The organism is Parabacteroides caecihominis (assembly GCF_023656785.1).
GTDB lineage: Bacteria > Bacteroidota > Bacteroidia > Bacteroidales > Tannerellaceae > Parabacteroides > Parabacteroides segnis.
On sequence record NZ_JAMOKS010000015.1, the window covers coordinates 19,969 to 45,894 of the forward strand.

Sequence of the window (25,926 nt, forward strand, 5' to 3'; positions counted from 1 at the left end):
TAAATCCGCTCCTAATCGTTAATATTATTTAGTAAATCTGGAAAGGTAATAATACGTTTCCGGAGACGGCAGGCTCTCTATATGATAGCGGGTAGAGGCCGAGACACTGAAACTATATCCTCTTTCTTCATTCGGACCGACAGGCAAATACAGAACCGTATCCCTTATCCCTGTCGCCAGCATACATTTGGCCGATGCCGTATCGATCGAATCCGTTAATGAATAATAAACCGTATAGGTTAAATCCTCTTTTTCTTCCGACGGTTTCTGCCAGGATAATATCAATTCATCCCCTTCCCGGTCCACACGAATTTCACCCGGAGCAACAGGAACACGGTCATTCAGCCAGGTCAGCGGAAATAACTGAGCAGGATATTTATAATAATTATCTTTCAGTTCATTATACAGTCCTTTTGTATTATCCAGAACATTCTCACAACGGAAAAAAGTTGCACCGGCACCACCATAATAACGGCTGTAATCTATCTGGTCTGTGATATCATTTACCGTCCAGTCTGCCTCCGACTTATCCATCCGGTAAGCTCCCAAACCTGGAACAACCAAACGTCCGTTACAATTTTCCACCCAGTTATCCACAAAGGGGAAAAAGTTATCATGCAGGTAATACATCATCGGGACAATCATATCCTGCTTCCCTTTCTCCATCCACATTTTAGGGTCCTGGAAAACACTTTCGTACGCCGTCCATCCGGCATTAGGAACCCGTTCGATACGGTTGTATTTACCCAACGGCGAACTGCTGACCTGGACCCAGGGTTTTGCCAGCTTTACCCAGTCATAAATACGGTATACCATTTTATTGATATTCTCACGCCGCCAATCCGCCAAGCGGGTAGACTTGCCATACTTCTGATGAACTGCTTTATCCGGAAACGTCTTTGCCTGCTCCGGATAACGGATATAATCGAACTGGATACCATCGATATCATATCCGTTTACCAGCTCTTTCACCAGCGACAAAATATAATCGGCAGTCTCCGGCACCCCCGGATCAAGATACCATTCGCCATTATGACGCTTGCACAGTTTGGGTTTGCGCTTCACAACGGATAGTTTCCCCTGTTCCTTCACAGCCTTATCCGTACCAACAGGAAATGTCACAAACCAGGCATGGCATTCCATCCCCCGTTTGTGACATTCTTCTATTGCAAATGCCAGCGGATCATATCCGGGCATCGTTCCGTATTTTCCTGAGAAAGTTTTGGAAGCTGGTTCAATAGCCGAGCGATAAATAACATCCCCCCTCAGACGAACCTGCAAAAACACTGTATTGAAATTGGCATCAGCCAACTTATCCAGCATAGAACATAATTCCTGTTGCTGTGCTTTTCTTCCCGCTTCCGTTGTAGCCGGTTTCTTCGGCCAATCGAGACCATAGATGGTAGTCAGCCAAACCGCACGGATTTCGTGCTTCGGAGATTCAACCGCTCCAATCGCTTGAAGCAGGAAAAAGACCAGAAATAACAGGCAATACTTTCTCATTTCCACTTATTTATTGAGTGGCGCAAAGGTACTACTTTTTCGTTATTTTCCAATTTCGGATAAGTAGCGCTCCGCTTCTATAGCAGCCTGGCAACCAGTCCCGGCAGCTGTAATCGCCTGGCGATAATGCGGATCAGCCACATCGCCCGCAGCAAAAACTCCCGGAACTTTCGTGCGTGGCGTACCGGGTACGGTTTTGATATATCCCACTTCATCCGTATCGATCCACGGTTTGAAAATATCGGAATTCGGCTTATGTCCGATAGCCAGGAAGAAACCGTCAATAGCGATATCCACCTTTTCTTCATCCGATTCGCCCATGCGTTTTACCAGATGGGCACCTTCCACCCCGTTCTCACCAAACAGACCAATTGTATTATGTTCAAACAAAACCATAATATTCGGCGTGTTAAATACACGTTCCTGCATAACCTTCGAAGCACGCAGAAAAGGCTTACGGACAATCAGATAAACCTGTTTTGCCAATCCGGCCAGATAGATAGCCTCTTCACAAGCCGTATCACCGCCACCGACAACAGCCACCACTTTCTTGCGATAGAAGAAACCATCACAGGTTGCACAGGCAGATACACCCATTCCAGCATATTTATTCTCATCCGGAATACCCAGGTATTTAGCTGTTGCCCCGGTTGCAATAATTACCGTTTCCGCTTCAATAACCTTTTCCCCGTCAATCGTAATTTTGTATGGAGCAGCCGAAAGGTCTGTTTCCGTTGCAATACCAAAACGAATATCTGCACCGAAACGAAGCGCCTGCTGTTTCAGGTCTTCCATCAGTTCCGGACCGGTGATTCCTTCGGGATATCCCGGAAAATTTTCCACTTCTGTTGTTGTTGTAAGCTGACCGCCCGGCTGAATACCTTCATACAACACCGGAGACAAGTTTGCACGGGAAGCATAGATTGCTGCTGTATATCCTGCAGGACCGGAACCTATTATAAGGCAACGAACCTTTTCATTTATTGAATCGCTCATACTTTTTATGTTAATTGAATATTGATAATTGGCTGTTATTTCATCGCTTCTATTTTACCGGAGGTCTATCACCTCTGCATCCGGATATTCGCTTTCTTTAAAAACAAAAAAGTCATCCGGTTGGTTTATCCCTGTCTTCAATTGGCTGATATGAATCGTGTTGCTGACTCCGTTCTTCGTTTCGATCCTGATCGATGCAGGGAAATTGGAGAACTTTTCGATTTGCAACACGACTTTGATGATATCGCCTTTTTTCTTCGGTGTCAGTTCGATATCATAAGCTGTTTTTCCGTTCGACGCAGTGCTTTCCCCGATATACTTAGGAGTAAACCCTTTCTTATATACACGTAACAACAAAGCCGGATTGGTAAATTGTAATTCCTCTCCGCTCGGCGTGCTTACATTCACCTCATCATTCCGTTCCACATAAGTCCACTGGGTAGTCCCGTCGAACCAGGTAATCATGTCGGGAGTGACCAACGTAAATTTATCACCCTTCATATTGATCGTCCCTTCAAAACTTTCCGAGACTTTCTGTACATCCGAACGGGTATTCAGTTCAAAAGAGGCTGTAATACCATTCGAGTTTTCGTAAGCAGAAGCCGCTTTATCGAGGATAGATACCGGATTCTGAGCCTGGCTTATCACTCTTGTTCCAAAAAGAAGGCACAACAGAAATCCCACAAACGCGATTCCCCGCCATATTCTTATTTTTCTCTCTCTTTCCATAAACTACATTTACTAAAGGACATATTATTTCAGAGAATTCAGTAACTGTTCCAGATTATACTCATCCTGAATCAGGACCTGACGGGCCTTACTACCCTCAAACGGTCCGACGATTCCGGCTGCCTCCAACTGGTCCATCAAACGACCGGCACGGTTATAACCGATGGCAAACTTACGCTGGATCAGAGATGTTGAACCTTGCTGCTGAATCACAATCAGACGGGCAGCTTCATCAAACAACGGATCACGGTCTGACAGATCCACTGATCCCGGAGCCTTATCTTCACCCCCTTCACCTACATATTCAGGCAACAGGAAAGCAGTCGGATAACCGGCCTGACCGGAGATAAAATTGACGATTTGTTCCACTTCCGGAGTATCGACAAACGCACATTGCACACGATTTGTATCGCCACCCTGTGAGAACAGCAAGTCACCACGACCGATCAACTGATTGGCACCCGGTGCATCCAGAATCGTACGCGAATCGACCATCTGCATCACGCGGAATGCCATACGGGCCGGGAAGTTTGCCTTGATAATACCGGTAATGATATTAGTAGACGGACGCTGCGTTGCAATGATCATATGGATACCGACGGCACGTGCTTTCTGGGCAATACGGGCGATCGGTGTTTCAATCTCCTTACCGGCCTGCATGATCAAATCACCGAACTCGTCGATGATCACCACGATAAACGGCATAAATTTATGTCCCTTCTCCGGATTCAGATGGCGGGAAATAAATTTGGCATTATATTCCTTGATATTACGCACATGCGCTTTCATAAGCAATTCATAACGGTCATCCATTTCCTTACAAACGGAATTCAGCGTCATAATAACCTTTGTACAGTCCGTAATTACCGCTTTGTCCGCATCCGGCAATTTCGCCAGATAATGACGTTCCAGATCGGAATAGATACCAAACTCTACCATCTTCGGGTCGACCATGACAAACTTCAGTTCCGACGGATGCTTCCTATACAATAAAGAAGTAATCACGGCATTCAACCCGACGGACTTACCTTGCCCGGTAGCACCGGCCACCAGCAAGTGAGGCATCTTGCAAAGGTCGAACATAAAGATTTCGTTCGTAATCGTCTTACCCAGCACAACCGGCAGGTCATATTTCGATTCCTGGAATTTACGTGAAGCAACAACCGACTGCATGGATACGATCTGCGGATCCTTATTCGGCACCTCGATACCGATCGTACCTTTACCCGGCATCGGGGCTATGATACGGATACCCAAAGCCGACAGGTTCAGGGCAATATCGTCTTCCAGATTCTTAATTTTTGAAATACGGACCCCGGTATCGGGAATCACTTCATATAAGGTAATAGTCGGACCGACGGTTGCTTTGATAGAAGCAATGCTGATACCGAAACTTTCCAGCGTCTGCTTGATACGTTTCTGGTTAGCCATCTGTTCTTCCATATCGACCTGATGGTCGCTTACATCATATTTTTTCAGCAATTCGATCGGTGGATTACGGAAGTTGGACAAGTCTAGTTTCGGATCGTATTCACCCAACGAAGAAGCATCATACACTTCATCGTCTCCTGCCGGGACTTCCACCGTAAAACGAGGATCTCCGGGAAGATCTTCCGGATCATCAGGTTGATTTTCCGCATTCGGAGCATCATACACTTCTTCTTCCTGCGGCACTGTCACTTCAAAAGCATCATCATGGGAGATCGTTGAATAAACCTCTGTCTTCTTCCGGCTCTCTTCCTTGCGGGCTGTTTCTATCTCTTTTTCAGTATCGAAAACAAATTCTTCTGTTTCCGGGCGTTCGTCCGGCTGGTCTGTCACTACCTGATCTGCTACCTCTTCCTCATCATCTTCATTGATATCCTCTTCTTCCGATACTTCTTTTTTCTCCCTCTTCAAACGGTTCTTCAACCATCCGAAAGAAAGGACACTTTGCAAGAACGGTATCGTCCGTTTGCTGGAGAATATGGCGATGATCAGAAACACCCCCGCCAACAACAGTATCGTTCCGGGAATACCGACATTCGTGATCATCATCTCCGACAGGTAATATCCGTGCTGTCCTCCCAGATAAATGAAAGTATCTTCATATCCGCTGATAAAGACAAAGGCAAAAAACATAGATCCCCAAATCAGCATGGCTGCACAAAACAAAAACCGTTTCAACAGCGATACCCGGCGCAGGTTCATTAATTTAGCTCCTACCGACCCCAGGAAAAACAGAATCATAAAAGAAGATATCCCAAACCACCGGTTCATCAGCAGGTCTGCCAGGACAGCTCCCCGCACTCCCGTCCAGTTCTCTACAGAACCTCTGTTGGTCAGCAAGTCTGCCAACGGAACGTTTTCTATCTTACTCTGATCGGCCCCTCCCGTAAAGAAGAAAGAAATAAGAGCCAATCCTATATAAATGGTAATAATAGCTATCACCAACCCTGTAATGAAACGGGTACGTTCATTAGTGAAAAACATTTTCATCATTGCGAACTTCCCCGGTTCATTATTATTATTTTGTTTTGTTGTAGTTGCTTTCTTTGCCATATAAATCCTCGTGATATAAGGTCCGGACTAACTTTTCCGAACATGTTCTTACATATTTATAACTTGCAAATATACGGGATTATCTTCAGATTGCCACACAGAGATCAGAAAAATAAAAACCGTACGTTTTCTAATTTGACAACATAAATATTGTCCAAAGAAAACATACGGCTTCATTCTATAAAAGAATAAAAAAGAGATCAATGATCAATAGACATACAATTTAGAGGCTTCACTCCACGGCATTTTGCCGGGTTTTCCTATCCAGAAATGTTGATCCAGATTACAGAAGTCATTATTCTTTTTCATTTCTTCTTTCAAGACCCGTTTGTAAGCCTGCTTTTTGAATTCATATTTTGCATCGTATGCCAGATTCACCATTTCATCGGGATCCGCCTGCAAATTGAAAAGCTGTTCCGTAACGGTACCGTCTACATTGTAAATAATATATTTCCACCCATCTTTTACCAATGCACGCTGGAAACTACTATACGCCAGAAACAACTGGTCTCTATGTTTCCCTGAGCCATTCAGAACAGGAACTAAAGATTTCCCGGTCACAGACTCTGCCGGTGCGATCTTTAACAGATCACATAATGTAGGATAGATATCATACAAATAGCAATCCACATCTTTCCGGATTCCTTTTTCTGTCCCGGGTATCACCATCGCCATCGGAACACAGACACTATGTTCATACAGATTTTGTTTCCCCAGCAAGCCATGCCGACCGACAGCCAGTCCGTTATCGGACGCAAATACGATGATCGTGTTATCCAGTTCCCCTTTTTCTTTCAGGGTATTAAGAATACGTCCGATCTGGTAATCGACTTCACTGACCATTCCGTAATAATCAGCCAGATCTTTCTTTACCATTTCCTCCGTCCGCGGAAAAGGCAATAAAACCTCATCACGAATCTTTAACTCTCCGTTATCAAACGGATGTTGCGGCAAATAATTTACAGGCAACTCTATATCATCCGCCTTATAATCATGTCCGTAATCCGGATGCTGCATACGCGGATCATGGGGAGAAGTAAAAGCGACAAAAGCAAAGAAAGGTTTATCCTTTTTACTCCTCTTGTTCAGATACCCGACTGCCGCATCGGCAAACATCTCAGAAGAAAACTTTTCTCCGGTAAACGGCTGGTCATATTTACCTTCGGGATCATAGTGATTCAGACGGGGCGAAACATGGCCATTCGTTTCGTAGGAATGCATTCCTCCGAAAAAGATATTATCCCCCATAACAAACGAACGGTTAAACGATTTCTTATCCGCATGCCATTTCCCCGTGGCAAATGTTTCATAGCCGTTATTCCGTAATAATTCCGGTAATGTCACATGTTGTTCAGGGATCACGGCACCATCCCCGCTCACCTGATAAACACCCCGGCCAGTCATTATCATGGCACGGCTAGGCATTGACAATGCTCCTCCTAAAGAACCATTCGTATAGGTATGCATAAAAGAAACACCCTGATCGATAATTCCATCGATATTAGGCGAAACAACCTGATTATTACCATAGGCATGAATACAGGTTTTCTGCATATCATCTACCAATAGAAACAAAATGTTTTTTGCTTCTTTCCCTTTTGCCCACAGCGAACAACTTAATGAACTCAGAGCCGCAATAGAATAAAATACTTTTCTCATACTAATTACCAACCCGGATTTTGTTTTAAGTTCTTATTAATGACGAGTTCTTCAGTCGGAAGCGGGAAATAATAATGTTTTGCTTCATTGAAAGTCCTGCCGTTCGGTAAAATATTCCAATAAGGCAAAATAAAACCTTCACTATCCACATCTATATGCTTACCTATAACGACAGACGGATACTGGGACTGGACAAATTTCATTCCTCTGACCGTTTTCTCCAGCAACTTGCCGGCTTTCCATCTCATCAGGTCGTCATAACGCATATTTTCTAAAGCAAATTCCACGCGCCTTTCTCTTCTGATCTCATCGATCAGAACCGGTAAAGACGGAAAATCAGACATCGGATCCTTCACCAGCTGGTCGATCTTCATATCCGGCATACCTGCACGTTTACGCAACAGGTTGACAGACAAATCCAGATCAGCCTGCGTACATTCACCCAACTCCGCTTTTGCCTCCGCATAAACCAGCAGAGCTTCCGCATAACGAAATACCGGAGCATCCAAAATACCGTTCTGGTAACGTAAATACTCCGCCGGATCATCTACCCAGTATTTGATAATCTGGTAACCTGTTGGAATGTTAGAGGTAGAAATATTAGACCCCGGAATAGCCGGCTTCTTCGTATCTCTTTGTAAATCTTCACCCGGATAACAGATAGTCTGACACAAGCGGGGATCACGATGCAACATTTCAGCCTGAATGCTATCATGCCCTAGAAAATGTTCTTTGCAAAGAGATATAGGTTTACCGCATTCACAGAGATAAGCATCAATTAAAGATTTTGTTACGCTAAATCCAAGCGTAGACTCCCCTCCTTCTAAAAGGTTACTTGTTCTGTTACCCAATAATCCTTCTTCATAGACTTTATAATAAATCATTTCCGGGTTATCCTTCAAATCAAGAGAACAAAAAAGCGTACGATAATCAGATTCGGGATTACCGGTATCGTAGAGCCGGTAATTTCCCTCTTTCATCAAAATCTGGCTAGTTTCAACAGCTTCTTTCAGAAACTTTTCAGAGTTATCAATCTGATGATACTTTCTGAAAGTTCCTTCATGCAGACAGATCCTCGTCTTTAAAATCAGTGCAATATCCCTGTTGATGCGTCCTGCTACAGCTTTTTGTTTAGCCGGCAACTTATCTATTGCCCAATCAATGCAAGCCAATACCGAATCCACCACCTCAACCCGTGGATTCCTGGAAGCGAACAGCTCTTCCGACTCTGCTGTCAAATCTTTTGTTAACCAGGGTACATCTCCATACCGTTTCACTTTTTCAAAATAATCCCAGGCCTTAAAGAAATAGACTTCAGCAGCATATGCGTCTTTTTCTTCCTGATTAATCTCCGCCCGTTCATAACGAGCCAGAAAATAATTACACTTCCGGATGAATGTCCAATTCCATTCATTATCGTTAGAACTTTCCGGCACAATATGTTCTCCGGCAGCGACTTTGTCATAATCCTGAGGGGCCATGTTATCACTTTGATTATCCCCGGACAGCATCGGACTTTTTTCATGACCTGTGCCATGACCTTTAATATATGTATACAACCCATTACAATACAATTCCATATCCCGGGTGGAATTCCAGAAATTCTGGTCACTGATATCAGTTGTCGGATAACGATCCATAAAATCATCATTACAAGCAACCATCGTTGCCAACATGATGCTACCTGCAAGTAATATTTTAATTGATTTCATAATGTTTTAATTATAATGATAATTGTAAACCGAATAAAATTGAACGCTGAAGCGGATAAAACTCACCGACTTTCCCTACATTCGAACTTGAATTCTTATCATCTACATTTCCGATAAGTTCCGGATCGAAATTTCCTCTCATATTAGTGATCTCGAATAAGTTCTGGCCGGAAAAATAAATGCGGACTTTATTCAGCCGAACCTTTCTGGTTATATCTGTAGGGATCGTATATCCAATCGTGAAGTTCTTCAAACGTGCATAAGCCCCACTCTGCAAATAACGTGTCTGTGTTCTTACATTATATCCCATAGATGATGCTTTCCACATCGGATAAAAAGCTCCGGGATTATCTTCTCTCCAGGCATTTTTATACACTTCATACGTACCGACAGCATTGGCATTATTGATATGTCCCCAGAAGTAATTACCGATCGGAAAGAAATCACGTTTACCTACACCCTGAATAAATATATTACAGTCAAAACCTTTCCAGGCCAGATTGGCTGTAATACCAAACTGATAACGCGGAGTTGTATTACCAATCACCTTGGTATCACCCGGATTGTCAACCGTCTTATCCCCCCAATCAATCACTTTATCTCCATTTAAGTCAGCATAATGTGTATCGCCAGGTCCCCATTTATCACCATTACCCAATTTACTCTGATTAGCTGATGCAACAACTTCTTCTTTCGACTGGAAAATACCAACAGTTTCATATCCCCAAATCTCACCGATCTTTTTACCTACATAATAATCATCATACAATTTACTCGGATTATTATCAAATTTGGTGATTTCACTTTGGTAATCAGACAAAATAAGACCTAAATCATAAGAAAAACCATTTGCCAGCTGATCTCTCCAGTTGATCGACAATTCCCAACCGGTCGTTTTCATATCGGCATTGTTGCGTCTTGGCACATCCGTTCCCAAAACAGAGGGGAGTTTATCTCCTTCTGTCAGCATATTGATTGTTTTCCTGTTAAACCAATCAAAGCTTGCACTTAAACGGTCCAGAACCGTCACATCGATTCCAAGGTTCAACGATTTCACAGTTTCCCATGTCAGGTCTGAAGATACTAACCCCGGAGCCGCCACAGAAATAGGCAAAGAACCGTTAATGATAAAAGGAGTCTGCTGAGTCACTCCGAAGGTGGAAATATAGGGATAATAACCATTTACATTCTGATTACCCAGACTACCATAGTTAGCCCTTACCTTTAAATCGTTCAACCAGGATTGTGTCGATTCCATAAAAGATTCCGAAGAAATACGCCATCCTACAGAGAATGAAGGGAAGAAACCATAACGGGAGTTATGAGGAAATTTGGACGTTCCGTCATACCGGCCATTCATTTCAAACAAATATTTATTCATATAGTCATATTTCAAACGCATAAACATCCCGCGAATCGCCCAACTATATTCTTCATCTTTTGTTGTCACTTTTCCGGTTCCCAAACTGATCGAAGGAATATCACTTGAAACTAATTCTTCCTGTTTCGTGTAATCTTTCCGAAAACTTTCCCACTCCTGATTGAAGCCGGCCAACACTGTAATATTATGTTTTTCATTGATCGAAGTCAAATACTCACCATATATATTTGCTGCAAAATAATTGCTTCGTGAGTTTTGGGCAACAATAGAGGACGGAAAAGTCGCACTATTCTGGGTAGTCCAGGAATCACGGATATAATCAAATTCCTTTTGTACATCTTTTTGCCTGTCATTTGTGCCCCTGTAACTAAAATCACCTTTAATCTTCAGACCTTTTATAACATCCCATTCCGCATTTCCCATCAAGAGAGTCAAATCATTATTTGTTACATTTCTGGAACCGCTGGTCAGAAAATTATAAAAATGTTCTGTCGGAATCCCACCTCCAACCGGTGAATCATCAGGAGTTGTGATCGGGAACAGTATCTGCGGTTCACCACGTGTCATTTGTTCCCACCAATTTGTTCCTTTTGTCGAATAGGCATGGGGAGCATCATACACCGTATGCGTATAAGCAGCTTTAAAGCCTACACGAAAATTCGATGTCAAATCAGCAGATATATTACTCAGGAAATTATATCTTTTAAATACATCCGTCGCATCTTTAAACATACCTTCCTGATTCATGTAGCCGGCTGAAGCATAAAAACGAATGGCTTTGCTGCCACCGCTGATATTAACTGTATGTTTATGAGTGGGCGCCCACTTCTGAAGCATTTGTTTATAATTATTATTATTGGAGTTCCAGAAAATTTTACCATTTTCCATCATATGATAAACCGGATTATTCACCGGATCATTATAATAATCTTTCACCCATTGCACCTGTTCCGCCGAATATTTGTCCTTACCGGTATTATTGAATGAAGACTCATTCATTGCATCCATATAATCCGGAGCACTCAGCATATCAGGCAAATAAGTATGCGTATTCAGTTGGATACTCCCGGAATATTCAATCACGGGTTTACGATCTGTTTTCCCTTTCTTGGTCGTGATCAGAATTACTCCGAAAGCCCCGCGTGCACCATAGATTGCCGAAGAAGAAGCGTCTTTCAAAACCGATACACTTTCCACATCTTCCGGATTGACCATATTCATATTCATCTGAACACCGTCAACCATTACCAAAGGTGAACTTCCTTCCCCACTGATAGAAGCGAGACCGCGAATATTCATTTTTACCTCCGCATTAGGATCGCCTCCGTCAAAAGAGATATTCAGGTTTGGAACAACTCCCTGAAGCCCTTGTCCCAAATTCGTTATCGGGCGATTCTCCAAAACTTTGGAAGTTACCTGCGATACGGCTCCTGTCAAATTCACTTTCTTTTGTGTTCCATAACCCACAACAACCACTTCTTCCAGCGTCTCTGTATCCTCTTTCAATGTAATCGACAGATTTTGTTTGTTGCTTACGGGTACTTCCATCGTCGTATAACCGATATAAGAAACCACCAAAGTAGCATCCGTCGCAACATCAAGAATAAATTTTCCGTCCATATCCGTGATGATCCCGTTCATCGTTCCTTTTTCTACCACGTTGGCACCAATAATAGGCTCTCCACTCTGGTCAAGCACGACACCTTCCACTTTTTTCGTATTTTGTTTAACATGGGTAGCTTCTGCTTTTGACAATATGATATAATTATTTACAAACTCATATTTCAAACCATGTCCTTCCAGAGCTTCATCCAAGTATTCCGATACTTTAGCTTTCTTCTTTGTCAGTGACAAATCAAAATTTGAACGGACTCCGCTCGTACTATACACTACCAGATAATCCGTTTGTTTCTCAATCTCTTTAAACAACTCTTCGATAGAGAGTTTATTCGATTTTAATTCAATAATGGTATTTTGCGCTTCAGCTTTAGCTGCGAACAGCTGATACACACAAACAAACATAATAAATAAGGATATTTTCATAATTCTATATGCCTTTTTGAAGTTTTTTGGACACAAGAAATGCGTTAACAAAGGATTTATTTTCATATCTTTGTTTTGTTAAGTAAATACTATTTTTTTTGATCACAAATGGGTTTGCTTTTCGCTAAATCGGTAGGTACGCCAATACCTGCCGATTTTTTTAATTTGTCATGGGCTCATACATATTACATTTAAAGGTTAATACTTCTTTTTACTTGCTCAGAACGATCTGATTCAACTCATCATCTTTTTTAATATTAAATTTATGTATCCGCTGGATCAACCGGAGTATTTCCAGCACGCCATCCCTTTGACGGAACTTTCCGACATATTCATAATTTAATATTTCCGGGTCTTTCACAATTATTTTTACATCATAATATAATTCGAGTTTCTTTATGATGCTTCCTAACTTTTGCCTTTTAAATGTATAAATACCTTGGCGCCACAACAATTCATCCGGGTCCATGGTGGAAAGTTCCAATCTCTTTCCTTTCTGAACCAAATATTGCTCTGGAGAGAGTATAATTCCTTCCGACTCTGAAGAGGGGAAATAAGCTTTCACAGATCCTTGCTGAAGATAAACACCGGTATAGTCACTCCCCGGGTAACAGAACACATTGAACTGAGTACCCAAAGCCTTTACATCGATCGTTCCGGTAGAAACAATAAAAGGTACTTTTTCGTTTTTAGCCACATTGAAAAATCCTTCCCCCGATAAAAAAACCTTCCGTTCCTTTTCAAAAAAAGAAGGATAAGATAATTTCGAACCGGCATTCAGCCATACTTTCGTTCCGTCAGGTAACGTCAGTTCCGCACGCTGCCCGGCAGGGACAAGCAGTTCCTGCTGAAAAGCGATCAATTCTTTCTGTTCTGCCAGATTCCCCGAAAAATAGTAAGAGGCCAGCATCCATGCAGAAACAAAAGCAATTACAATGATCGCAGCATACCGGCTGAAAGATATCAGCATTACTTTCCGCTTTTGAGCATTAACCAGCTTTCTGAAACAAGCATAATTTATCCGACCCTGTTCCTTGTCCATCCGTTCGGGAGTCAATTCGAGCAAGCTATGTAAATGTTGATAATCTATTATCCGGGATTTCAGCACAGGGTCTTTGTAGGCTTCTTTCAGAAGCTGATCCTGTTCTTCTTTTGATAAATTTCCCTGACAATATTTTATTATTTTTTCATCCATCGTGTACGATTCTTTATATAGTAAACGAACAGGAAAAATAATCCCCCTAAATAAAATCAAACTTTTTTCTGTTTATCTCAATTTTCCCAGGAAGATAAAAGGAACAGGAGTAGCGGTAAGTGGTTTTTCAATTCCTCCCTCAACTTCTTATAGGCTATAGTCATTTGGCTTTCAATGGTTTTCACAGACACATTCAATTCTTCTGCTATTTCTTTCTGTTTTTTCCCTTCTATTTTACTCATTACAAAAATCTCCCGGCACCGTTCGGGTAACGTATCAAGTACTTTCTCTATGATGTCTTTTATATTGTCTTCAGAAAGGCCTTCCAGATTGAAAGCCTCCAATGAATCAAATTTCATACGGAAAGACAGATCGAACTCCTCCTGCATTTTAACAGCAGCTTCCTGTTCCATCAACCTCCGCCGTAAATAATCGATACATTTATTTTTCACAGAGGTAAATAAATAGGCAACCAGGTTTATATGGAAACCCAGCTCCTCCCTCTTTTGATAGAACTCCAAAAAAACATCCTGTGCGATATTTTCAGCCTCCTCATCAGAAAGGACATAGTCGCGTGCAAAATATTTGACACGCGAATACCATGTTATGTAAAAATTCTCAAAATCCATCAATCCATCCGATATCTCGTAACAAACTCCTTATCATAACAAAATTATGATAAAAACATTACATACACAACCCTCTATAGCTTTTTAGAAAATAAATTATTCGTCTTATCCGTCAGCCACTGGCTAGTAGATTTCTACAAAATGACACACTGATACAAAAATAAAATCGGACCAGTTTTATTGCATTGAAAACCAGTCCGATTTTTGTAATACCTAAATTAACAACAGTGTTTACTTTATATCTATATATAAGCAAACTAACACATAGAGTTCTTCTACTTCATATTAAAGCCTTTAAATATCCCATCGCATAAGCCATTCCTGCATGCCAGGGAGCATCACAAGCCATTAAAGGTGTATGGTCCGGAATAATAACACCCTCATAATTAATCTCATTCAATATTTTTATAATACGTTTCACATCCAAATCACCTTCATCAATAAAAGTTTCCCGATACATAGGCACTTTTCCTTTTACATTTCTTAAATGAATATATGCCAGTCGATTATCACGAGCATACATCTCAGTATATTCATAAATATTCCCTTCTGTCATCTCGGTTAAAGTTCCTAGACAATATTCAAAACAATTATTCGGACTTGGATTTATATCTCTTAAACGCCCATAGAGTGAAGGTTGAATTACCAGTCTTGGAGTATTCCGTAAAAAAGGGACAGGAGGATCATCCGGATGAGCAGCCAACCTTACACCTGCCTCTTCCGCAACCGGAAGAAGCTGATTCAAAAACCAACCTACTCTATTCCATAACTCTTCCGATGTACAAACTGGCTGCTGTTTATTTTCTTTATTCTCAGCATATCTCATATTCCATACAACACCATCCGGAAGCGGACTATTATCAATATCCTGCATTCCAACGGAAATCGCACCTCCGCGGGCAAATGGTCCCTCTATTCTACCCGTAACTCCCGCCAAAGAAAAATTATAGCCCATCACCGGAATGCCAACCTTTCCCATATTCCGAACGATCTGTTTCAAAAAATCCATCTGCGTATTTTTCAAAGGTCCGTCCAATAAAACATCATACCAATCATAGGGATTAAAATTTTCTATTCCATAAAAGATTAGGCCTTCTTCCTCTATTTCTTCTTTCAGCTTCTGTAATGACTCTACACTCCATATACTCCGATCTGACTGAACATCTCCCCAACCTGAGGAATCTCCCACAGGTTGGTTTGTGCCGGAATTACAATTTCCGAAATAATCGACCAGATGAACAATTATATGAGTAGCTCCACACTGACGTGCAAATGAATAATAAGCAGGATTCAACATATGTCTATACAATCCAAATCCTAAATGTATCATCTTCAATTGATATTTTATCGTTTATTTTTCAATTAATCTTTACTATACTCATCTGCTCCATCTTCATCTCTTTTTTAGGTAGAAGTTCAAGCCGGGACTTTTCATCTTGCAGATTAACTTTAAACCGGATTTGATTTTTCCCGTTCACAACTTCCGAAATGTATTCTAGTTTCGTTTTAATATCTTGTCCGGTAATATGAAAAATATCCAGTGGAACAAGATTTTCGGAAGAAAGGGTACTAATCAATATTTCATACTCACCGGATGGCAAGGTATGATTGAATATAGAAATCAAATTAAGCTCAATTGCTTTATCAAAAGATATATGATTTTCAGATTCACGAACATTTTCTCCTATTTCCTTTTTTCCCAACACACGCCATAAATCCTTTTTATCATCAATAAACCAGGTCAAATATCCGGCTCCCTGAGCTAATTCATCATGTTTCGTTCTGCCAAATCTGAAATTCACAGGAATCGTCCCTGCTTGCTGCTTCAAATCAAAAAAATGTGGATAATAACGTGTTCCCATTGAGAACACAATAGCCTTTTCCCCTATCGTTTTAGGACCATTTTTAATAGCTTTCGCATAAGATTCAATCACTTTCTCCGGTTCTGTCTGCAACATTTCTTTACCTGCTTCAAGAGTTTTATGTTGCTTGAGTAATTCATATGCTCTATTAAAATGTTTCTGATTTTTGAAAATTTCAATGTAGAAACGTTCCATATCTTTTGTATACTCAAACAAAGAGGGATTTTGACTGGTCACTTTTTTATCTACAGATTCCAACAAGGCCAGTCGTTCTTTTGCTTTTTCTATGATATCATCGCATGAACCAAATTCTTTAGTTATCAAATTAAATTCATTATGTCCCAAAAAAGAAGCTCCCGTCTCACGTCCGAACATCGGAGCTTCCGTACTCCATTTATAGAAATATTCATTCAATGCAAAGTTATCTGCCTTCCATTCATTTCGGACAAAACTTTTGATCGTTGTTTCCAAACTTTCATTCCGGCTATCCTTCCATATTTGTCTGCACAAATTTTTAAAAAACAAGTCATGAGGTGAATTAGTCCAATGAATAATACCAAATCCGGAAGCATTTTTTGTCTTTAATACATCAAAAAAACTTGCATAAGGACGATAAGAACGACCGATATACCGATGGTCATCGTGATGAGCCCACACTATAGGGATCAACTTACGTCTGTCACCTATTAAGGACAGTTGATGTTGGGTAAAGGGTTGGTTCAATACATAACTATAGTCCAAAGGAATAAAAGTAACGTCTTTCGGCATTGTATAATTAGCCACATTCACAAATTTCCAATGCCATGTTCCGAGCATAACTTCCACATCTCCGCGTCCCAGCTCTTTTAATGCTTTTTGATAAGCTTTGACCATTTTAGCCAAAGCAAATGCACTGGAGGTACGAACATCATTGGTAACCCGGCCTTCATTTCTTAGAAACTCTTCATACTCTCTACCCCATCTCTTAGGCATATTTGCCGGAGTTAAAGTTCGCCATGAAGAATTCTCTTCTCCACGTACCCATAAAGCGAGCTTATCAATCTCCGGATATAACGTAATCAAATCTGAAACCAGTTTCTTATAATAGCTATATCCTTCCGGTTCTTCCGGATTTACCAGCCATGCATCTTTCGCTTTAAAGCGAGCCCTTTCCGGCAAAGAAAGAACTATTTCCTGCGGACTAGCCGCTTTTGTATCACAATCTAATGCAAATATCACCTTCATACCATTCTTTTTAGCATCACGAAAAACATTCTGCATCAGTTGAATCGTAGCATCCACCCGCTGCTCGTCCGGAACTTTTGCCACATCAGCACCAAAAACCGGACCATCAAAAATATCTCCTTCGGGGAGTAAACGCACATCATTTACATGTTGTCCTCCCCAATCTCTACCGGAGCTAGAGGTATTCATATATCCTACCGGCTTTTTTATACCATTCATTTCAAACCGGAACATCGGGTTATTAGCATAAGCATGTACCATAATTGAATTATATCTCATTTTTGATGATTGCTCAATCCAACTTTGCCAATCCGAATAATTCCACCCGGTACATCCACTTAGGAAATTGTGCCAGTTAAAGACAATGCGATCTTCTACCAACGGGTTATCCTGACAATCCCATCCGGCATAATCAAGTTTCTCTTTCTTTAGAGGTTTAGTTTCGTGAGTAAGATAAAAACCATATCCTAACTTTTCTAAAAGTGCATATACTCCGTCAAGTGTAGAACGTGGATCCGAGCCAATAATAAATTTCTTCACGGAGTCATTTCCTTTCACTGAAGTGACGATAAACCCGCCATCCAAAGGTTTCACCACATTACTCAGATTAAAGTTTTCCCGTAACTGATCATAACTACCAACAACAATTTTCGGAGAATTTGATAACTGGTCGGTTGTTAGAAAACGGCGCTGGGGATATATGTCAGTCAGATACCGACACAACTCTTCGGCAGCCTTAACCTCCACTGGTTCACCATTCTTTGTATAATAAACAAAAACATCTTCTGTTGCTTTCAATGTCCCGATAAAAAAGAAAAAGCAATATAAGCTAAATAGAAATATTCTTGATTTCATTTTCCAATTATGATTTGAGGTTATAAACTAAATTAAAAACTATGCGACATACCGCCATCGACAGGCAGTATAACTCCTGTCACATAACTGGCCGCATCAGAACACAGAAATAATGCAGCTTTACCTATATCTTCCGGGAGCCCCCATCTGTCCAATAAAATACGCTGCTTCACTTTCTTTTCACGTTCCGGGAATTTCTTCATTATGTCAAGCATCATCTCGGACTCGATAAAACCCGGTGCAATCGCATTTACCCGTATTCCCTGCCGGGAAAGATCCGCTGTCAGTCCCAAGATTAAACCTTGTAATCCGGCCTTCGACGCAGCATAGGCGGTAACTCCATCCAATGCTACTAAGGCTGACATAGATGAAATCAATAAAATATTACCTGGTTGATTCCGACGAACGCAATGTCTGGCAAATTCTCTTGAAAAAGCAAAAACAGTATTCAGGTTCAACTCTATTACTTGGGCAAACTGCTCATCTGTAATATCAAGAACTTCCTTTTTTAAATGTCTCCCGGCATTATTAACCAATATATCAACTGGTGCAACCTCTTTTTCGATGGATGACAAAAGATTGTCAATAGAAGATAATTGAGTCGCATCATGCACAAAATAGTAAGCAGAATTACCTAATTTACAAACTGCTTCTTTGAGAATATTTTCTCTTCGACCAGTAATAACAACCTTTGCCCCAGCTTTAACAAACTGTTCAGCGATGCCTAATCCAATACCTGTCCCTCCACCGGTAATCAAAGCTGTTTTTCCTTTTAATGTAAATATACACATACTTCAATAAGTTAAGTTTATCATTTTAAATCACATCACTTTATATTTCCGGAAAGCATCGACAGTACTCATGCCTTCTTCCAATGCTTTCTTCACTTGATTTTCTTTTCTGGATTTTATAATTGCTCCTGAAAATGCTTCTTCCACCGCCTTGTCCGGTATAATTAGTACTCCATCCCGGTCTCCGAAAATCAAATCTCCCGGAGAAACCCTGATTCCTTCTATTTCTATAGACGTATAATAGTCTATTACTTTACCTCTAACTCCCTGATCTTGCGCATAAGAACCTATGGAAAATGTTGGGAATCCCAATTTAAGAATCTCATTTGTATCACGAGAGTATCCGTTAACCACTGCTCCTGCTCCTTTCAAAAACATAGCACGCGTACTCATCAATCCCCCCCATAAAGCGTAAGAAGGAGAAGAACCGGAACAAATATACACTTCATCTTTTTTCAAACTATCTAATGCCTCAAACATTAACCCAAATGGTTTTCTCATTAAATTTCCTCCATTTTTAGAAGACTTCTCTTCATATACATCAGCTTCCAAAACTGGCATTGCCCGCCCAATCGTTACCATTTGAGGTGATAAGGGTTTTATTGCAGCCGGTAGAAATTGATGAACCAACCCCATTTTATCCAGAATATCACCTACCAAAGCAGTAAACAACGTCTGCTTTGCTATGAGGAATAACTCCTCATCCGAGTCCCATAACTTCATGATTATATCTATTATAAATATATATTAAACAATATCTTTAATAAGACCGACAAGTCCTAACCCTCCGATAAATAATGTGAACAGAAAAACGATTCCTAGCAAGATATTATCTTTCAAATTATTTCTATCATCTTTCATTATTTTATTATTCATCAGATAATAAATACAGCCGACAGTTAACGGCAAAAGAACAGCCAAAAGTCCCTGGGACAGAAGCATTATAAATACAGGCTTCCAATGAAATACCGGAGTCAGCACACCTATAAAGGTTAAAAAAATCAATAAACACCGATTCTTTGTATTCTTCATATCAAAAATCACGGATTTATAATCGCTTACAACCCAGGGAATAACCATTATATTAGGAATATGAGAAGTTATACCCGCTGCCAGAATTCCTATAGACATAAAGACAATGGATGCCTCTCCCACAATCGGTTTTAATAATAATATCAGGTCGACAGCACTATTAACTGTTAAATCATTTACATACAAAGTTGCTGTTGCAGAAACCAATATCGCAGCACTAATTAAAAAAACTCCGATTGCACTTAACAGTGCATCTTTTTTCTGTTGCCTATAATAACTAAAATCCCAGTTTGCCTCTTTAACAAGACTACTCCTGATTATAAAAGCTATAGAGGAAACAGTCGTTCCCACCATACCGGCCATAATAAGAAAGGTTCCATTATCACTCCCGGCTATATCTTCGGGAATTGTAGGAATAAGCCCTTTGAAAAAAGTACTAGCTGGAGGAAAAGCATAAAAAAGATTCGCAACAAACGCAAAGAAAATAATAACTACAATCCCACTTAAAATACTTTTTATCTTTTCCGTTGTTCCCAATAAGAAAAATATAGCAACTAAAGAAGCCAGAACAAATCCCCAAACAGAGCTAGAGATCTTTCCTGTTCCCCAGGAAACGGACCATTCACTCAATACATCGCACATAATACCCATCAGTCCCATCAAAGCCGGAAAGATAATCAAACAAATTGCCCCGATAATAAAAAGAGACACCTTACGGCTTATATGCTTTTTGACTGCATAAAGAAAAGTTTCTCTCGTCACCATTGTGTATTTACTGAACACCGAAACCAAATAATAATAAATAACAGAAGACAACAATACAATCCATAGCAAAGAGCAACCATATAATGCTCCCGACTTTGACATCATCGTAACAGAACCTATCCCGACATTATAACTGACTAAAAACAAGCCGGGCAAAAATGACCGTAATAAACGAGAATACTTATTCATGGCTTAGAATTTTTTGTAAAAGTATATTGAAAAGAAACCTTTTTCAATACTATATTAATAAAAATGCACACTATATACATATAATAAAAAATAATCTTCTATTTTTGCTTATTGAACAGATAAAATAACAGTAAGATTTGTGAAAAGGCCTTCATTAATACGAATTAAACACTCGCTGGCAACCCTTGATGTTGCTAACGATGAAATACCTTTATTCTATAATCCGCTGCACTATCATCCGGAACTTGAATTAACTTTTGTCGAAAAAAGTTCAGGTACAAGAATCATTGGAGACAGTATTGAATCTTTTATGCCGGGTGATTTAGTGTTGGTCGGAGCCAACACACCTCATATCTGGAAAAATGAAGTCTGCTATGATCCGGAAGGCAACCCAATACCGGCAAAAGCCATAGTCATTAAATTTTTACCTGATTTCGCCGGAACATCGTTCTGGGAAATACCAGAAATGATACATGTAAAGCGACTCATCTATGAAACTTCCGTACAAGGAATAAAGATGGAAGGGAAATTGCAACATAATATAGAAAAGAAGATGAAAACAATGCTCCATGAGCCTTCTTCCAATCAGATCATTTGTCTGTTAGAAATTCTGTTATTGATATCGCAATCTAACGAATACCGGTTGCTGTCAAATCTACCCAACAATCAAAAAAACGATATCCGTATCAGTAAAATAATATCTTTTTTACAAACGAATTATCATAAAGAGATTGACTTAGAAACAATTTCCACCATTATTTTCATGCATAAAAACGCGATATGCCATTTTTTCAAAAAAAAGACCGGCAAAACAATTTTCGAAATATTACATGAGATCAGAATAAAAAGAGCATGTGATTTATTGATAAATACAACAGATCCTATCGAAGTTATCGGTTCAACGGTAGGATACTTCAGTCAGTCTCTCTTCAATCGAAAATTTAAAGAAATCTGTAAAATGTCTCCTACCGTCTATCGAAAGAACTGGATCAATGTAAATAACGAATAAAAAATAAATTCCGTTTTACACCAAAGAACGCTTGCACCCTACTAATTATGTAACCACCATCCTAAATATCCCCAGGCAATATGCGATCCAAACCATTCTTCCCGCGATGGAAATTTATCTTCCTTTATATCCTGATAATATTGCCCTGTAGTATCACGGTCAAGCATAGAGATCATTTCTTTGTTACGAGCTGTTGCCCATTCTATCGCTTTTACAGACGAACCACGATCCCAACCGAACAGAGATGCCATAATATCCATCAACCAATAATTAGCCTGCCTTTGTCCACCCCAATCATTTCCTTCCGGAAAATAAATCAAAGGAGAGGCTTTTCCGTCAGGAGTTTTCTGATACATTGTTCTGCCATTAAATAAACGCTCGGTTAAAGCGTGATAAACAATATCACCATTATACAAAGAAGACTGTAAAACCTTCTTTCCTGCCAGTTCATAAATCCACACATTTATTGCATTATGCATAAATGCCGACATATAATCGGGATGCATTATATTATGATTGATGACAGTTCCATCCGAATTCATATTACTGCCTTTCAATATCTTATTCAATTGTACACTGTCAATGACGGTTGTTTTCTCAACATCTTCAGGCATCGCATAAGCAGAAAGCTGTAATTCTATATTTTTCCGCATCCAACCATCATAATGATTATGTTCAGGCATCATCGCCGTAGCTATTGTCAAAATGTTTGAATTCCAGGCATTTTCTTCAGCCTTAGTATCCCCTTTTGAAAGTATCTTGCCGGTTATGTCCCGATAATAAGGAACCTTGTAATTTAGGAAACGATCCGCTTCATGCACCATCATACGACAAACCAACTCCTGATCCGATGCTGATAATTCATTCCATATAAACCATGCGCCTTCAGCTATTTGTGAAGCCCATAATGCACTCTGCCATTGATCTCCCCACCCTTCTTCTCCGATATTCGATTTATACCGATAAGCTACTGAGCGAATTAACTTGATAACAAATTCCGATGCCTTTTCCTCGGAAACATGAGTGACAGCAGAATCATACACATGTAATTTCAAACAAAGAGCCAAAGTAAAGATATGGTGGGAAACGGGACGAATAAAATGCTCCGTCTTCCCGCCAAAATCAAAATATTCCCCGGTTTGTTCTTGAAATCGTTTTATTTCACGAGACCATTTATTCAATGTATATTTATTATTCTGCCTCAACATATACTTCATATCATCCGAAACCTTCCCCTTCGGAGAGGGGCGGTTCCATATCTCCACTGATATCGGATGAACCTGTTTTCTTAAAAAAGACCCATCCTCAGCCGAAACTTTTTCCAGACAAAGCAATAAACAACAGGATATAGTCAAACAAATACTGATGTATCTCATTTTATCTTCTATTAATAACTTACAATTGTTATTCTGTCAATTTATACATTTCACAAGCAGCCATCAGAAAACCTCCGGTCCCATACACCTGTGTCATTCTTTTTTCGATTCTCTTCGGAGCCTGCCCTACCGGTTGTACCCAACAGACTTTTCCTTCCGTATCTACTGAAGCGACAAGCGCTTTCCAACCTTTTGTCACCACTGGTAAAAATTTATCTTTAGGCAGATATCCCTGATTTATACCATAAGCCAATGCATAAACAAACAATCCCGTACTACTCGTTTCCGGATCCGGATATGTTTCTATATCCAGCATACTTGTCCGCCAAAAACCATCTTCACACTGCAACTCAGCTACCCGGTCACTCATTTCACGGAATAATTGCAGATAATACGGACGATATTTTTTATCCCTTGCCGGTAAGGTTTTCAATATTTCAGCCAGGCCACCCATAACCCAACCATTACCACGCCCCCAGAAAACCTTCTTTCCGTTAGCCTCACGTTTATCCAGATAATTCCCATCACGGAAAAATAACTTCTCTTCTTTATCATATAAATGTTCGTAAGTCGCTTTGAATTCCTTATCGGCAAATTTCATAAACGCCCTATTGCCGGTAATCGCATACAGACGGGAATAAACTGCCGGAGCCATATATAAAGCGTCACACCACCACCAACGGTCACTTTTACCTTTCGATATATCGATATTTCCTTCTGGTTGGTGTTCGAGTACCCATTCCGCACGTGCCAATGTTGGAATTAACATATTGTCCTTCTTGTACTTTACATACATATCCAAATAAGCCTGAGCCACACAAATATCATCCGCATTATACATACGGTTACCTACCTGCCAATATTCTTTATTGAAGATATTCTCCAAATACTTAAAATATTTATTATCACCGCTCAATTCTGCCCAGTCGAACATTCCGTTATATAGAACTCCATTCCTCCAGCCACGGGCGACACCACTACTAAACGGCGCTGTTTTATAATCACGAAGCTGCCAATCCGCAACCTTAGCGGCAACTGTTTTAATCGCTTCTTTATTCAGGCCGCTATCGAATCCTTTCGCCTTTTGATTCACGCGGATAGCACTTTCATAAGACTTAAAGCCTGGATATTTATAATTATAAGCCCATAAGACATTCGGTTGATCACCGGAATAATTACGAACAACAAAAGGACGAATATTGTCACGTTCCGAATCCCGGGTTACCGCCTCTGTCTTCCATTTATCCTTTCCTCCAACAAATGTCCATTTCTCTATTTCAAATACATTATTAATGGGCCGCGAGGTATAAACAACCGAAGGATTCTGATGGTCCAGATAAACTCCTCCCGAATAATTCTCTTCGGTTTCCATATAATTTTTATTATTATAATCATTACGCATAAAACACTGAGCGGCATCCGTTATTTTATGATTCTCCCATTCTTTCCCATTCCAACGGGCATACCAATAAGAATGAGTACTTCTGGCATGAGAAAAACGGGCATAGACCAGGACCGGCTTCTCTTCCTGATCGAAAGCCACATCCCAAATCCAGGCCTTATCGAATGTTTTTGTTGCATCGTAAACTTTATCGGTCTGACTTGGCATCACGGGCTTATCAAAGCTATCCGAAATAATTTCGCCGTTTGCTTTAGTCAGTTTCCCTTTTTCATACATCATAAAATAAATCGAATTCGTTGCTCTATCACGAGGATGGGCATCTGTAAAAGCAAAGAAAATTTTATCTTTATGATTAGTCGTAACTTTCATATAAGGACGGCCACTCTCTCCAAAAATCGTATCATTGACTACAATCGTTACCGGATCACTCCAGGTTTTAAAATCATCTGTCGCTATAAAAGTCGGTTTAAAATTACGTCCTCTAAAGAAGAGATACGTCCGGTTATTTTCTGAAGAAAGCATTGCCGGATTGGAATAACAAACACCTAATTTCCCGGGCATATCAGGATCGACTTGCTGTAATTCATTCCATGATGATATATCGGCCGGATTTTTCGATATCGCATAATAAATGGGAGAATTCTTGGTTCCGCCGTGAGCAGAGAAAAAAATGGCAATTCGATTGTCAGGAAGTGCCATAACCGATGGATTCGCATGGTCATCGTAATCAAACTTATCTTTCAGTTTATACTGCCGTCTTTCCTGAGTTGCAGGATCATAACTAAAAGCCCAGATACTTCCCTCTTTATCTACAAATCCGCCAATCATCTTATCATTGACATAAATCGCACGGGGATCAGAAAACCAACACCAGGCACCATCATTTGTGATAAAGGCATAATCTTCAGCATAAGGAGGCGTGTCCCATTTATATTGTTGGGCATTCACACCTCCTGCTAATAAACAACACGCCAGAAAAGCCGTATTACAAACTTTTCGTACATTTCTTGTAATCATATAGTTTCTTGATATT

At 40.2% G+C, this 25,926-nt stretch carries 17 protein-coding genes; 1 reads left to right on the forward strand and 16 read right to left on the reverse strand.

Annotation, left to right across the window (positions count from 1 at the left end):
- Nucleotides 1-24: 24 nt before the first annotated feature.
- The 14 genes from NBH14_RS13955 to NBH14_RS14020 all read right to left on the reverse strand — a co-directional run bounded on the left by NBH14_RS13955 (nucleotide 25) and on the right by NBH14_RS14020 (nucleotide 21,106).
- Nucleotides 25-1,503 carry a glycoside hydrolase family 10-like protein gene (locus NBH14_RS13955; protein ID WP_186958922.1) on the reverse strand — a complete coding sequence of 493 codons (1,479 nt, stop codon included), beginning with the start codon at nucleotides 1,501-1,503 and terminating at the stop codon, nucleotides 25-27.
- 42 nt (nucleotides 1,504-1,545) lie between these two features.
- Nucleotides 1,546-2,499 carry a thioredoxin-disulfide reductase gene (gene trxB / locus NBH14_RS13960; RefSeq protein WP_007657412.1) on the reverse strand — a complete coding sequence of 318 codons (954 nt, stop codon included), beginning with the start codon at nucleotides 2,497-2,499 and terminating at the stop codon, nucleotides 1,546-1,548.
- 54 nt (nucleotides 2,500-2,553) lie between these two features.
- Nucleotides 2,554-3,228 (reverse strand): outer membrane lipoprotein periplasmic chaperone LolA1, encoded by a 675-nt coding sequence (gene lolA1, locus NBH14_RS13965; protein ID WP_186958923.1) that lies wholly within the window; start codon nucleotides 3,226-3,228, stop codon nucleotides 2,554-2,556.
- A gap of 24 nt (nucleotides 3,229-3,252) precedes the next feature.
- Nucleotides 3,253-5,769, reverse strand: a complete 2,517-nt coding sequence (locus NBH14_RS13970) for an FtsK/SpoIIIE family DNA translocase (protein WP_186958924.1) — start codon at nucleotides 5,767-5,769, stop codon at nucleotides 3,253-3,255.
- A gap of 207 nt (nucleotides 5,770-5,976) precedes the next feature.
- Nucleotides 5,977-7,428, reverse strand: a complete 1,452-nt coding sequence (locus NBH14_RS13975; RefSeq protein ID WP_186958925.1) for a sulfatase family protein — start codon at nucleotides 7,426-7,428, stop codon at nucleotides 5,977-5,979.
- 5 nt (nucleotides 7,429-7,433) lie between these two features.
- Nucleotides 7,434-9,140: a RagB/SusD family nutrient uptake outer membrane protein gene (locus tag NBH14_RS13980; RefSeq protein WP_186958926.1), complete on the reverse strand. Its 1,707-nt coding sequence runs from the start codon at nucleotides 9,138-9,140 to the stop codon at nucleotides 7,434-7,436.
- Between the two features lie 10 nt (nucleotides 9,141-9,150).
- Nucleotides 9,151-12,564 (reverse strand): TonB-dependent receptor, encoded by a 3,414-nt coding sequence (locus NBH14_RS13985; RefSeq protein WP_186958927.1) that lies wholly within the window; start codon nucleotides 12,562-12,564, stop codon nucleotides 9,151-9,153.
- Between the two features lie 211 nt (nucleotides 12,565-12,775).
- Entirely contained in the window at nucleotides 12,776-13,759 is a 984-nt protein-coding gene (locus NBH14_RS13990; protein ID WP_186958928.1) for a FecR family protein, read from the reverse strand.
- Nucleotides 13,760-13,836: 77 nt separating this feature from the next.
- A complete protein-coding gene (locus tag NBH14_RS13995) occupies nucleotides 13,837-14,388 on the reverse strand; it encodes an RNA polymerase sigma-70 factor (RefSeq protein ID WP_186958929.1) in 552 nt (183 codons plus the stop codon).
- Nucleotides 14,389-14,668: 280 nt separating this feature from the next.
- Nucleotides 14,669-15,718 (reverse strand): mannonate dehydratase, encoded by a 1,050-nt coding sequence (locus tag NBH14_RS14000; RefSeq protein WP_222622089.1) that lies wholly within the window; start codon nucleotides 15,716-15,718, stop codon nucleotides 14,669-14,671.
- Between the two features lie 28 nt (nucleotides 15,719-15,746).
- Nucleotides 15,747-18,068, reverse strand: coding sequence for a hypothetical protein (locus NBH14_RS14005; RefSeq protein ID WP_250817584.1), 2,322 nt, complete (start codon nucleotides 18,066-18,068; stop codon nucleotides 15,747-15,749).
- A gap of 293 nt (nucleotides 18,069-18,361) precedes the next feature.
- On the reverse strand, nucleotides 18,362-19,120 hold the full coding sequence (locus tag NBH14_RS14010) for an SDR family NAD(P)-dependent oxidoreductase (protein WP_186958931.1): 759 nt from the start codon (nucleotides 19,118-19,120) through the stop codon (nucleotides 18,362-18,364).
- A 30-nt stretch (nucleotides 19,121-19,150) separates the two neighbouring features.
- Nucleotides 19,151-19,843: an RraA family protein gene (locus tag NBH14_RS14015; protein WP_186958932.1), complete on the reverse strand. Its 693-nt coding sequence runs from the start codon at nucleotides 19,841-19,843 to the stop codon at nucleotides 19,151-19,153.
- Between the two features lie 24 nt (nucleotides 19,844-19,867).
- Nucleotides 19,868-21,106 carry an NRAMP family divalent metal transporter gene (locus NBH14_RS14020; protein WP_186958933.1) on the reverse strand — a complete coding sequence of 413 codons (1,239 nt, stop codon included), beginning with the start codon at nucleotides 21,104-21,106 and terminating at the stop codon, nucleotides 19,868-19,870.
- A 139-nt stretch (nucleotides 21,107-21,245) separates the two neighbouring features.
- On the opposite strand from NBH14_RS14020, the gene NBH14_RS28810 reads away from it, so the two are divergent.
- Nucleotides 21,246-22,115 (forward strand): AraC family transcriptional regulator, encoded by an 870-nt coding sequence (locus tag NBH14_RS28810; RefSeq protein ID WP_186958934.1) that lies wholly within the window; start codon nucleotides 21,246-21,248, stop codon nucleotides 22,113-22,115.
- A 41-nt stretch (nucleotides 22,116-22,156) separates the two neighbouring features.
- On the opposite strand, the gene NBH14_RS14030 is transcribed toward NBH14_RS28810, so the two are convergent.
- Nucleotides 22,157-23,491, reverse strand: a complete 1,335-nt coding sequence (locus NBH14_RS14030; RefSeq protein WP_186958935.1) for a hypothetical protein — start codon at nucleotides 23,489-23,491, stop codon at nucleotides 22,157-22,159.
- A gap of 28 nt (nucleotides 23,492-23,519) precedes the next feature.
- Nucleotides 23,520-25,910: a glycoside hydrolase family 88 protein gene (locus NBH14_RS14035; RefSeq protein ID WP_186958936.1), complete on the reverse strand. Its 2,391-nt coding sequence runs from the start codon at nucleotides 25,908-25,910 to the stop codon at nucleotides 23,520-23,522.
- Nucleotides 25,911-25,926: the final 16 nt, after the last annotated feature.